The following is a 12,074-nucleotide window of genomic DNA, read 5'->3' as shown; positions in this document are numbered from 1 at the left end:
ATGATAGAAATCACGCCGATAAAAACTTTAGATGGAAAAATTAGGGCTCCTCCCTCAAAGAGCTACACGCATAGAGCACTATTTTTGGGATTACTTTCGGAAGGGAAAACAAAAATAGAGAATCCGCTAATCTGCACCGATACACTTGCAACGCTAAACGCTGTGAGAGCATTTGGAGCCAAAGCAGATTGGAACTTTGTCGAAAGTTCTGGAGAAGTTAAGCCAGCCAAAATTAACGCTTTTGAATCAGGAACAACCGCGAGATTAGCCATAGGGATTAGTGCCTTAGCAAATGGAGAAAGCGTGATAGACGGAAAAGAATCTTTAAGGAAACGTCCTATGGAGCCCCTGCTCAAAGCTTTAAGTGATTTAGGTGTAAAAACTCAATCAAATGGATTTTTGCCAGTGCGAGTTTTTGGTGGGGAGATAAAGAAGAATTACGTAAGAGTCGATGGAAGCATTTCATCGCAGTTCATCACTGCCCTGCTTCTCTTGGGAGCTAAAGTTGGATTAAGCGTGGAAGTGCTGAACCCAGTTTCAAAGCCCTACCTTGAGATAACGCTTAGAACGCTAAAGTGGGCCAATGTTAGGGTTGAAAGATATGATGACATTTTCCACGTTCACCAAGGTATAAAGGCTGAGCATTTCTCAATCCCCGGTGATTACTCCTCAGCTTCATTCTTTTTAGTGGCTGGAGCGATATTCGGTAAAGTTAGAGTTGAAGGATTGGATAAAGATGATGTTCAAGCTGATAAAGCGATTCTTGACCTTTTGAGGGAGTTTGGGGCTAACGTAAAGGTTAGCAAGGACTACGTTGAAGTTGAGAGGGACGAATTAGTGGGTCAAGAAGTTGACTGTAGGGATTTTCCTGATCTCTTCCCAATTTTAGCTGTTTTAGGAGCTTACTCAGAGGGAAGAACTGTTTTAAGAGCAAAGCATTTGCGCTACAAAGAAAGCGACAGGATAAAGGCTATGGCTTTGAACTTGGCAAAGATGGGTGCAAAAGTAAAAGAGCTCGATGACGGTCTAATAATAAGCAAGAGCGAGCTTAGAGGCACTGTATTGAATCCGCAAAATGACCACAGGATTGCAATGGCATTAACAATTGCCGCTTTAGGCGCAAGAGGGAAAAGTGTCATCTTAAACGAGAGATGCGTCGAAAAGTCTTATCCAAACTTCTTTGAAGATTTGAGGAGGTTGATTAATCAATGATGGGAAAAATGCTTAGATTTTCGCTCTTCGGCGAGAGCCATGGAAGAGTTGTTGGAGTTCTAATTGAGGGGGTTCCACCAGGAATTAAAGTTAATCTAGAAAAGATGAAAGCTGAGCTTGAGAGGAGAAAGGGTATTAAGAGGTTTTCTTCTAAAAGAAGAGAGGAGGACGAGCCAGTAATCCTCTCAGGGGTCTTCAACGGCTTTACGACTGGTTCCCCTATAGCTGTAATCATTGAGAACAAAGATGTTGATTCATCGTATTATGAGGAAATAAAAAACACTCCAAGGCCCGGACACAGTGATTACACTGCTAAAATCAAGTATTTTGAATTTAACGATTACAGAGGTGGTGGATTTTTCTCCGGCAGATTGACAGCTGGGATAGTAATAGCTGGCTACTTTGCAAAGGAGATTTTGGCAAAAGCTGGAATAGAAGTGAAAGCCTACATAAAATCCATTGGAAAGGTAAAAGCGAAGGATTTGAGCGTTGAAGAAATCTTTAGCTCAAAAAACAGCTTTTGCCCGGATGAGGAAGCGTTTCAAAAAATGCTCGAAGAAATGGAGAGAGCAAGGGAAGAGGGAGACAGTGTCGGTGGCGTTGTGGAAGTTGTTGCTATAAACGTTCCTCCTGGCCTTGGTGGGCCTTATGACGAAGATTTGGAAGGGGATTTAGCTAAAGCCTTCTTTGCAATTCCAGCTGTCAAAGGGGTTGAATTTGGCTTAGGCTTTAAGATAGCTGAGCTTAGGGGAAGTGAAGCAAACGATCCCTTTGTTGTCAAAGATGGGAAAGTTATGACGAAGACTAACAACTGTGGGGGAGTTTTAGGAGGAATAAGCAACGGAATGCCAATAGTTGCGAGAATTGCATTTAAACCAGCACCCTCAATTTACAAGCCACAAAGAACGGTTGACTTGGAAAAGATGGAAGAGACTGAGATAAAGCTCAGAGGTCGCTTTGATTCTTGCATAGTGCCAAAAGCTCTGCCAGTTGTTGAAGCAATGATGGCGTTGGTTTTGGCAGACCATTTGCTGAGGTGGTTGAGTTGGAAAAGCTTCATGAGCTTAGGAAAAAGATAGATGAGATTGATAAACAAATAATTGAGCTCTTGGAGGAGAGGGCCAGGATTGCTAAGGAAATAGGAGCGATAAAGAGAGAGTTAAACTTGCCCATAAGGGATGAGAAGAGGGAGGAAGAGGTCCTCAGGAGAGCTGGCAAGTTTAGGGAAGTCTTCGAGAAGATAGTGGAGGTTTGTAGGGATGTTCAACGTTTATGAATTTTTTAACAAAATCTCTTCACTCAACCCCAAGATAAGATTAGATGCTGGACAGCCAGATATAAAGGTGGATGAAAGGATAATAGAAGAGGCCGTGAGCTCTTTAAAAAGAGGCGAAACAGGATATACTAAAACTCCCGGCTTAGATGAGCTTAGGGAGAAGATAGCAGAGGTTGAGGGTGTTGAAAAAGAGAACGTAATAGTCGGCAACGGTTCAAAGATTTTAATTGCTTCGCAGATTTTAAGAGCTAAGCGGATTGGCATAATTTCTCCTCACTGGCAGGCTTATGAGAGCATAGCTAGGGCGTTCGGAAAAGAGGTCAAAATTTTTAAAACTTCCCTTGAAGAGGAATGGGAGCCAAAAATAGAAAGATTAAATGTTGACTTACTCATCTTAAACTATCCAAACAATCCAACGGGAAAAATTCTGCCAAGAGAAAAGCTCAAAGAAATCCTTGAGATTGCTGAGGATGAAAATGTAAAAGTTTTAGCCGATGAAATTTACGCTGACATAGCTTTTAAACCCTTCACACCAGCGAGAGAGATTTACGACAACGTTGTGACTATTAAGGGCTTCTCAAAGCTCTTCTCCATGACAGGATTTAGATTAGGCTATGCAATAGCGCAAAGAGAAGATATTAAAGCTATGCAGAAGTTTTTAGAGGTAACAACAACTTGTGTTCCAATCTTTATTCAAAGGGCTGGAGTTGAAGCATTGGAAATTAGAGAAGAGGTCAAAAAGGAGGTTGTTAAAATCTACGAAGAGAGGGTAAAACTTGCTTCAAGAATACTGAAGGGGACATTTGAATTTTACGAGCCCGATGGAGCGTTTTACCTCTTCGTTAAAACAGGGATTGATGGGCTTAGCTTTGCCGAGAAGCTTTTAGAAAAGGGTGTTTCCGTTTTTCCAGGAATAGCTTTTGGGGGTTATAGAGATTTTATCAGAATTTCATTGGTAAGTTCGAGGCTTGAAGAAGGACTCAAAATAATTAAGGAGGTTAAGCTATGCGCATCGGAATAATCGGCTATGGAAAAATGGGGAGGCTGTTTGCTAAAGAGTTCAGCACAAACCATGAAGTTGGGATTTATTCAAGGCATGCAAAGGAGATTGAGTTTAAGCTGTTTAGCTCAATAGAGGAGCTTTTTAAATGGGCAGATGTGATTATTGTTGCTAAGTCTCTTGAAGAGACGCCTCAAGTTTTAGAAACGCTTGCAAAATTGAGTGAAAAAAGCGAAGGAAAGGTTATTTTTGACATCTCAACATTCAAGAAAGACGTGATAGAGGTTTACAAAAGATTTCCGGAGAGCGTTAAGGTCTGCAGCGTTCATCCGATGTTTGGTGCTGGAGCTAAGAGCTTCGAAGGGAGAAGGTTCATAGTAATTCCAGTTGAGGGAAGAGAGGAAGATGCAAATCCAGTGATAAATCTTTTCAAGGAATTTAAAGCTGAGGTTTTCGTTGCAGATGCAAAAATTCACGATGAAATGATGAAAGTTGTCATTGGAATTCCATACTTCATTGGCATCTCATTCCTAAGCTTTGTCTCGAAATTTGAAGGAGTTGAAAACTTCGGAGGCACATCTTTTGAGTATTTGACTACTTACGCAAAAGCTGTGTTAAATGACTCACCAGAGTTCATTAAAGAGGTCTTGGAGTTCTCAAAGGACAAAATCAAGGAATTCCTCAGATTCATTGAAAAAGGAGAATTTAACGTTGAGGAGCTTAGAGAGAAGTTTGAACATGAAATTGGGGATAACTACAAAAGATTTTACATGGTGTTAAACAAGGAATGATTGGAATTGACGAATTTCGTCTAAATGACATTTTCTCTTTGAAAACCTTTTTATCACCAAAGGATTTCAAAAAAGGGAGTGTCAAAAATGGAAAGAATAGCATTCATAGACGTTGAAGGAACGTTAACAGATTTTGAGTTTTGGGATGAGATAGCGAACTATGTCGAAAGAGGATATGAAATACGGGAGCTACTTTACAAAGGGCTTAGGGGAGAAATTGACTGGTTTGAAGGCTTTATGAAAAGGGTAGAGCTCATAAAAGGAGTTGATAAAAGAATAATTTTAAAAGCCTCTCAAAAGCTTAAGCTTCAGCCCCAAGCGAGGAGATTGGTCGAGCTCTTGAAGAGTGAAGGCTTTTACGTGGTTTTAGTAAGCGGAAGTTTTAAGGAAGTTATCAAAAAAGCCCTAACCTACACCAACGCAAATATGCTTATTGCAAATAAGTTGCTCTTCAAAGATGGAAAAGTTTGTGGGGTTTATCTGTCCTTTAAAAGCAAAGGCGAAATCTTGGATAGATTTTTAGCAGAAAGAAGCTTTGTTTTAGCTATTGGAGACGGAAGCAACGACGTTCCAATGTTCGAAAGGGCTAACGTGAGCATAGCAGTTGGAAACAACAAAAAGGCCATTGAAAGTGCCAACTTCAATGCTAAAAACCTTGATGATGTTATAAGAATAGTCAGTGAAGTGCTTGAAAATGATGAGGAAATCAGAAAGGGATATACTCTTCCTCAAGAAGGGACTCTGGAGACACCTTGAGACCATAGTGAGGTTTCCAGCACTGGCTATAACAAACTCGCTTAAAGCCCAGTGTTTTGTGATAAATTAGCATTTACGCCACCAAAAAAAGAAAGAAGATAAGTCAAGCCTTTGCTTTCTTCAGCTTCTTTATGGGTTCTGTCACTATGGGTTCTTCTCTGAGGATTCCTTCTGGTTTGTAGTAGATAACTATTAATGCCAATATTCCGAAGAGAATGTATTCAAGCCACACTGCCTCAAACGGTAAGTGGAGGAATGCTTTTATTTGGAACTTGTAGGCTTCTATGAGCACTTTCATGAGAATGAAGGCAAATGTCCCAAGGACAACTCCCCTGTTGTTTCCTTTTCCACCTAAGAGTATCATGAGGAACGGGTAGAATGTCCACTCGACCCTTGTAAATGCACTTGATATTATGTTTGCTGAATAAAATCCAAACAAAGCACCTGCCATTGCTGCTATTCCTGACCCTAATGCCACAGTTTTCATTCTGACTTTCATGATGTCTCTTCCAAATGCTATCACAACGTTTTCGTTTTCCCTCATGGCTCTTATCAGCCTTCCATAGGGGGTGTTGATGAGCCTCTCAACGAAGAAATACACCAGAAGTGCTATAGCTAAGATTATGGCTACAAAGACTAAGTTTCTCTGTTCTCCTGGGATGAATGCTAAGATGTCTGGTACTGAAGCACCGTAGTAGCCTCCTATCAGTGAAGGTGTGTAGTATGTCACAAAGAACATGACTTCACCAATTGCCAACAGCGTAACACCTAAGTAGTCCTCCTTGAGCTTTGCACTTGGCAATATAAACACTAACCCAGTAAGGAATCCAACTATGAATGCTAAAGCTAATGTAAAGATTAGCAATCCAAGACCATAAATTGGATGCTGTGCTATGACTTCATTTGCCTTTGCACTCACTTCGGTGCTTGCGTCTATTATATTTCCATGAACTCCAAAGACGAGCATTAATAACCTGTTCACTATTCCTCCCAAAGTTATTGCACCAATGATGACAGCGAAGTGCCTTCCAAAGTTTGGTATTCCTCCATTACCGAACTCCATGTTAAGGCTTAAGTTGACAATTAAGTATATGCCGAACCACACGAGTATCAGCTGAATCAACTCGCCTATCACTTTACCAACCTCCCCCAAAGCTTTGTTCCTGTTATTCCCTCAGGCGTCATCAGCAAGGTGGCTATCATTATGAGGAGTGAAACAACCTTCCCGTAAACTAACACTCCAGTACCAAAGATTGAGGAAAGTCCATAGGTTATTAATGATTCAGAGAGCCCAATGACGTAACCCCCAACTAGTGCACCTGCGATGTGGTGTAGACCACCTACTATACTCGCGGCAAAGATTGACACTATTATGAGACCTCCCGTTGCTGGAACTATCTCTTGGAGGAAGGGTAAAACTGAACCGGCCATGCTTGCCAATGCTCCCGCCAAGAACCATGAGAACAACCTTGTGCTCTCAACGTTGATACCCATCGCCTCTGCAAGTGCTGGATTTTCCATTGAAGCCCTCAACGCTATTCCGAACTTCGTTTTGTAGAGTAGTATGTACAATCCAAAGAGCGTCAGTAGGATTAGCAGAGATGACACTATTAGCCTTCCGGGAATTCCTCCAATAGTGAAATCAAGGTACGTGAAGACGAATTGTGTCGCAGGGCTCTTGACCACAGTGCTTATGCTTTCAGCAAAGGCTCCTATGACTCCAAAGAGTATTATGTCCCAAGCAAGTGTTGCTATCATCAGCATTTCAAGTGAGGCGTTTCTTTTTATGAGTGGCTTAAGTATGAATGTGTAGGTTATAACTCCAATTATTCCTCCCAAGATGAAAGATAGGGGAACTGCAAAGTAAGGGTTAATGCCGAGCAATTTAAACACGGTAAATGCAAAATATGCACCAATGGCCGCGAATGAGCCATGAGCGAAGTTTGGCACTCCAGTAGTTATGTAGGTGAGTGTTAAACCCAAGCTTAAGAGTACCAAGAGGTTTGCATATGTTATGGCACCTTCAAGCACTCCCATCTACTCCACCTCCTCCACTAATCCTAAGAAGTAGCTTTGGAACTTCTCATGCTCAAGTAGGTCTCTCGCTTTGCCCTCAAATGCGACCCTTCCGCTTATGAGCATGTATCCCTTGTCGCTTATCTCCAAAGCCCTCTTTGCATTCTGCTCGACTAAGAGAATCGTTAGTCCATAATCATCCCTAAGCTCGACTATCTTGCTGAATATTGTCTCAGCTAGCTTAGGAGATAACTGTGCAGTTGGCTCATCAAGCATCAAAAGCTCGCTCTTCCTAACTAAAGCTGTAGCCATGGCTAAGAATTGCCTCTGTCCACCACTCAAAGTCCCCGCTTTTCTCTTGAGCAATTCTTTTATTTCTGGGAAGACACTTAATGCCAAATCTATCCTGTCCTTGAGCTCTTCATCTGGAACTGTGTATCCGGCCATCTTGAGGTTCTCCTCTACAGTTAAGTTTGCAAAAACGTTGTTTGTCTGAGGGAGATATGCTATTCCAAGACGAGTCTTCTGATATGGTGGAACGTTGGTAATGTCTTCACCCTTGTAGTATATTTTGCCTGAATAGATTGTCGTTAAACCAAAGAGGGTCTTTAAGAATGTTGATTTTCCACTTCCGTTAGGTCCCACGATTGTTGTAATCTCTCCCTTTTTTGCTTTCACATTAACCTCAAACAAAATTTGTAGCTTTCCATAACCAGCACTGAGGTTTTTTGTTTCAATCACCTATGTACACCTCCACGACCTTTGGATCGTTCAAAACTTTTTCTATCTCTTTCTCGCCCCTACCTTCCGCTATAACGCGACCATTGAACATGACGTAGAGGTGGTCAATGTACTTGAGAACTATATCCAGCCTGTGTTCAATTATTAAGAGCGTGATTCCCTGCTTCTTCAGCTCTACGAGCTTGTTGAATATTTCGTGGGCTAAACCAGGAGCAACACCCGCAATTGGCTCGTCCATAACTATTAGCTTTGGGTTTGTCATCAATGCTCTCCCTATCTCAAGGAGCTTCATCTGTCCACCACTTAGAGAGCCAGCTTTGTGATCCCAAAGATGGTCAAGCTTAAGGAACTTCAACAGCTCATATGCCCTTTCAACGAGCTCTTCATCCTGCTTCAGCCACTTCTTGTAGTTTAGGGCTGTTCTGATGTTCTCTCCTATGTGCCTCTCTGCTATCAATAAGTTCTCTAAAACAGTCATCTCTTTGAGCGGCTGTGGCGTCTGGAAAGTCCTAACGATACCATAGCTGTAAATTTCGTTTGGGGGCTTGTTCGTTATGTCCTTCTCTTCGAATATCACCTTTCCACTGTCAGCCTTTAGAAAACCCGAGATAACATTGATTAAAGTCGACTTTCCACTACCATTTGGACCTATGATGAGCGTGAGGGTGTGTTCATCGACCGTTATACTAACATTATCCAAAGCCTTTACCCCACCAAATGATTTTGAAATGCTCTCAGTCCTGAGCAACGCCATAGAAAACACCCCCAACAAAATATTTAAAGGGAGAAAGAGAATCAAGGCTTCTCAAGCCACTCGACTTTATTGGTGTCTGAGTGCCATATTCCAATCATTTTCCATCCGCTTTCTGTAACCTTGTAGATTGCATAGTCACCACTTGCCCTGTCGTTCCACTCGTTGAGGGTTATTGTTCCCGTTACTGGCTTAACTCCAAGGGCACCGCTGTTGTACTTCTCAAGGACTTCCTTAATCTTCTGAACCATTAAGTCTGGGTCATAGCTTCCCTTCTCCTTGAGAACCTCAGCATATGCCAATGCAGCTACCCATGTTGCATCGTAGGCAATCAATCCGTACTGCTCCGGCTCCCCACCGAACTTTGCCTTGAACTTCTCCTTCAACTTCTTAGCCTCATCGCTCTCTGAGTAGAACTGTGTTGAGAGCAGTCCAACTTTTACCGCCTTGCCTTTGGCTTCTTCAACTATCTTCTGGCTTCCAACCGTTCCATCTGAGCCAATCCACTTAACTTGAAGGAGAGGTGAATCGTCTGGTATTTGTGTCAATAGTGTTGCAACTTCGTCAAATCCAGCTACCCAAACTGCAACCTTGTCCTTTCCGTACTTGTCAATGAGTTGCTTGACACCATCTTCGAGCTTGGCTATATACGGTGACCAGTCTGTTGGTGCTGGGTTGCTTGGGTACTCAACGTCGGCTCCAATCTCTACCTTGTCCTTGATCTTCTCAACAAGTGCATCGTGAAGTCCCTTACCCCATGCGTCTCCTCTGTATATTATGACTACTCCCTTGAATCCCAAGTCCTCAATTTCTGCGGCAATTGCCTTGCTCTGGAAGAGGTCTGTTGGAACAAACCTGAAAATGAACTTCTTGTCCTCTGGCTTCATAGCTCCAATCTTTTGTGGTGGTGCAGTTGATGGTGATATTATTACAATCTTATTTGATGTGGCGTAGCTCCTGAGGTTCCTGACTTCACCACTTGAGAGCGGACCAACAACAACGTTAACGTCCTGTGCCTTAAGTGTTTGTAGCTTTTCAAGAGCTACTTTTGGATCTGTCCTTGTGTCCTCAACGAGTATCTCCACTTCGTATGGCAGGCCTTTTTCCTTGAAGTATTCGTTTATTTCCTCTTTAGCTAACTCAACACAGTTCTTGACGTTTTGTCCATCTGAAGAGAGAGGCCCTGAAAGGTCTGTTAGGAGACCGATTTTTATAACTTGAACCTCTGCACTTTTTGTGCTCTCTGTGCTACTTGGTGTTGCTGTTTTTTCTCCTCCCCCTATGCATCCAAGGGAGAGGACAACTAGACACACCACCAAAAATGCTAAAACTTTTTTCAATTTTATCACCCCTTATTAGAATTTCCTCCATTTCAACTAGCTTTTTCATTAAATATTTTTCGGAAAAATTTCTGACAATGTGATAACTATCTTTGAAATACATTTTGATAACTATCTTTAAAATACATTTGTCATCATTCGAATTCAGCAATGCTCTAATCTATCCATTAGTTCCCTGAGTTTTCTTCAAGCACTTTTTCAGCACTTTCTCTATACTTATCTGCCCCAGCATTTACAAGGGCTTTAACGTGCTCTCCCTTTGAGATTCCAAAGCCAACTGCAACTCTGTTTCCGAGCAGATCTTTCTAAAAAGCTCAAAGCCCCTCCTTGAAGTATTTTGGCTCTGCTATGTAAGAAATCCCCACCGTACCGGACTTTTCATATGTCCTTAAAGTCCCGAAAGGATTCCTTCCACGCAACAAATCACCATGCTTTGGAGGATAATTGGATTCTTCTTGCAGCAACGCCATAGGAAACACCCCCAACAAAATATTTTAAAAGGAAGGAAGAAAAATCAGGGCTTCTCAGACCACTCGATTTTACCAGTGTCTGACTTCCATATTCCAATCATTTCCCATCCGCTTTCTGTAACCTTGTAGATTGCATAGTCACCGCTTGATCTGTCATTCCACTCGTCAAGCTCTATAGTTCCAGTTACTGGCTTAACGCCATAGGCACCGCTGTTGTACTTCTCAAGGACTTCCTTAATCTTTTGAACCATCAAGTCTGGGTCATAGCTTCCTTTCTCCTTAAGTACCTCAACATAGGCTAATGCAACCACCCATGTAGCATCATAAGCATTCAATCCGTATTGGTCCGGTTCTCCACCGAACTTTGCCTTAAACTTCTCCTTCAACTTTGCAGTTTCATCACTTTCTGAATAGAACTGGGTTGAGAACAATCCAACTTTTACTGCTTTGTCCTTAGCCTCTTCAATTATCTTTTGGTTCCCAACCATTGCATCTGTGCCAATCCACTTAACTTGGAGGAGGACTGAATCATCTGGAATTTGGGTTAATAGCGTTGCAACTTCGTCAAATCCAACTGCCCAGACTCCAACCTTGTCTTTTCCATATTTACTGATGAGATCCTTAACTCCGTCTTCGAGCTTGGCTATGTAGGGTGACCAGTCTGCTGGTGTTGGGCTGCTTGGATACTCAACATCGGCCCCTATTTCTACTTTGCCCTCAATTTCTTCTACAAGTGCATCATGAAGTCCCCTACCCCAAGCATCTCCCCTGTAAACGATTGCTATTCCCTTGAGTCCTAATTCCTCAATCTCTGCGGCAATTACCTTGCTCTGGAAGAGGTCTGTTGGAACAAACCTGAAGATGAACTTCTTGTCCTCTGGCTTTGTGAATCCTATAAGCTTTGGAGGTGCAGTTGATGATGGTGATATCACTATAATCTTATTTGAAGTCGCATATTTCTGAACATTCCTGACTTCGTTTGAGTATAGACCAACTGCAACGTTAACGTCCTGTGCCTTGAGTATTTGAAGCTTTTCGAGTGCAACTTTTGGGTCTGCTCTTGTGTCCTCAACGAGTATCTCCACCTTGTATGGCAGTCCTTTCTCCTTAAAGTATGTGTTTATGTCTTCCTCAGCTAACTCAACTGTGTTTTTGACAATCTGTCCTTTTGATGCGGCAGGCCCTGAGAGGTCAGTTAGGAGACCTATCCTTATAACTTGAACCTCTGCACTTTTTGTGCTCTCTGTACTGCTGGGTGTTGCTGTCTTTTCTCCTCCCCCTATGCATCCAAGGGAGAAGGCTATTAAACTGACTATCAAAAGTGCCAATACTTTCTTCACGACCCTCCCCCCATGTCTGTATTTTGACGTCTCATGTACACTGAGAAGGCTTTATATATTTTTCGACATGTTTCTTAGTATTAAATATTCCTATTGGTTATAGAACTCGAAGTAGTAATATAAAAATCTCGATGCTTATTTCTTATTTTGTTTGTTAGAGAAATCTAGAGCTTTTTAGATTGATAAAAAAGGTTTGAATTCGGAGAAAATCAAAAATCGGATTTATACAGTTAGGAGATGTCATTAGGAACGCTTAAGCACGGCCTTTTACGTAATTATAGTAAAAGCTGCTAGTATTAAATCTTTTCTTTTCATTTTTACAACACCTTTTCAAAACATTCAAAAAATCTCAAAGTCGAAAATGGAAATGATTTAACTTTT

Annotated in this window: 13 protein-coding genes; 6 read left to right on the top strand and 7 right to left on the bottom strand. The window is 41.8% G+C overall.

Going from position 1 to position 12,074, the window contains the following annotated elements; all coding sequences use genetic code 11:
* From aroA to E3E24_RS08320, 6 genes are all read left to right on the top strand, one after another.
* Positions 1–1,212 carry a 3-phosphoshikimate 1-carboxyvinyltransferase gene (gene aroA / locus E3E24_RS08345; protein ID WP_167887217.1) on the top strand — a complete coding sequence of 404 codons (1,212 nt, stop codon included), beginning with the start codon at positions 1–3 and terminating at the stop codon, positions 1,210–1,212.
* Positions 1,209–2,291 (top strand): chorismate synthase, encoded by a 1,083-nt coding sequence (gene aroC / locus E3E24_RS08340; protein WP_167887216.1) that lies wholly within the window; start codon positions 1,209–1,211, stop codon positions 2,289–2,291. Before aroA ends, aroC begins: the two co-directional genes overlap by 4 nt.
* Positions 2,258–2,488, top strand: coding sequence for a chorismate mutase (locus E3E24_RS08335; RefSeq protein ID WP_167887215.1), 231 nt, complete (start codon positions 2,258–2,260; stop codon positions 2,486–2,488). The genes aroC and E3E24_RS08335 overlap by 34 nt, the downstream gene beginning before the upstream one ends.
* Positions 2,472–3,509 (top strand): pyridoxal phosphate-dependent aminotransferase, encoded by a 1,038-nt coding sequence (locus E3E24_RS08330; RefSeq protein WP_167887214.1) that lies wholly within the window; start codon positions 2,472–2,474, stop codon positions 3,507–3,509. The genes E3E24_RS08335 and E3E24_RS08330 overlap by 17 nt, the downstream gene beginning before the upstream one ends.
* On the top strand, positions 3,494–4,279 hold the full coding sequence (locus E3E24_RS08325; RefSeq protein ID WP_167887213.1) for a prephenate dehydrogenase: 786 nt from the start codon (positions 3,494–3,496) through the stop codon (positions 4,277–4,279). Before E3E24_RS08330 ends, E3E24_RS08325 begins: the two co-directional genes overlap by 16 nt.
* Before the next feature lie 87 nt (positions 4,280–4,366).
* The gene (locus E3E24_RS08320) at positions 4,367–5,035 is read left to right on the top strand and encodes an HAD family phosphatase (protein WP_206205327.1); all 669 of its coding nucleotides are present in this window, start codon (positions 4,367–4,369) and stop codon (positions 5,033–5,035) included.
* 103 nt (positions 5,036–5,138) lie between these two features.
* Here E3E24_RS08320 and E3E24_RS08315 read toward each other — a convergent pair whose 3' ends face one another.
* The 7 genes from E3E24_RS08315 to E3E24_RS08285 all read right to left on the bottom strand — a co-directional run bounded on the left by E3E24_RS08315 (position 5,139) and on the right by E3E24_RS08285 (position 11,693).
* Positions 5,139–6,170: a branched-chain amino acid ABC transporter permease gene (locus tag E3E24_RS08315; protein WP_167887211.1), complete on the bottom strand. Its 1,032-nt coding sequence runs from the start codon at positions 6,168–6,170 to the stop codon at positions 5,139–5,141.
* Positions 6,167–7,072, bottom strand: coding sequence for a branched-chain amino acid ABC transporter permease (locus tag E3E24_RS08310; RefSeq protein WP_167887210.1), 906 nt, complete (start codon positions 7,070–7,072; stop codon positions 6,167–6,169). Before E3E24_RS08310 ends, E3E24_RS08315 begins: the two co-directional genes overlap by 4 nt.
* Positions 7,073–7,792, bottom strand: a complete 720-nt coding sequence (locus E3E24_RS08305) for an ABC transporter ATP-binding protein (protein WP_346766036.1) — start codon at positions 7,790–7,792, stop codon at positions 7,073–7,075.
* The gene (locus tag E3E24_RS08300; RefSeq protein WP_167887209.1) at positions 7,785–8,546 is read right to left on the bottom strand and encodes an ABC transporter ATP-binding protein; all 762 of its coding nucleotides are present in this window, start codon (positions 8,544–8,546) and stop codon (positions 7,785–7,787) included. Before E3E24_RS08300 ends, E3E24_RS08305 begins: the two co-directional genes overlap by 8 nt.
* A 41-nt stretch (positions 8,547–8,587) precedes the next feature.
* On the bottom strand, positions 8,588–9,883 hold the full coding sequence (locus E3E24_RS08295; RefSeq protein WP_167887208.1) for an ABC transporter substrate-binding protein: 1,296 nt from the start codon (positions 9,881–9,883) through the stop codon (positions 8,588–8,590).
* 314 nt (positions 9,884–10,197) lie between these two features.
* Positions 10,198–10,353, bottom strand: a complete 156-nt coding sequence (locus E3E24_RS08290; protein WP_167887207.1) for a hypothetical protein — start codon at positions 10,351–10,353, stop codon at positions 10,198–10,200.
* Positions 10,354–10,397: 44 nt separating this feature from the next.
* A complete protein-coding gene (locus E3E24_RS08285) occupies positions 10,398–11,693 on the bottom strand; it encodes an ABC transporter substrate-binding protein (protein ID WP_167887206.1) in 1,296 nt (431 codons plus the stop codon).
* Positions 11,694–12,074: the final 381 nt, after the last annotated feature.

Origin of the sequence: Thermococcus sp. LS2 (genome assembly GCF_012027375.1) — an archaeon.
Taxonomy (GTDB): domain Archaea; phylum Methanobacteriota_B; class Thermococci; order Thermococcales; family Thermococcaceae; genus Thermococcus_B.
This window is presented reverse-complemented; position numbering and strand designations above follow the sequence as displayed.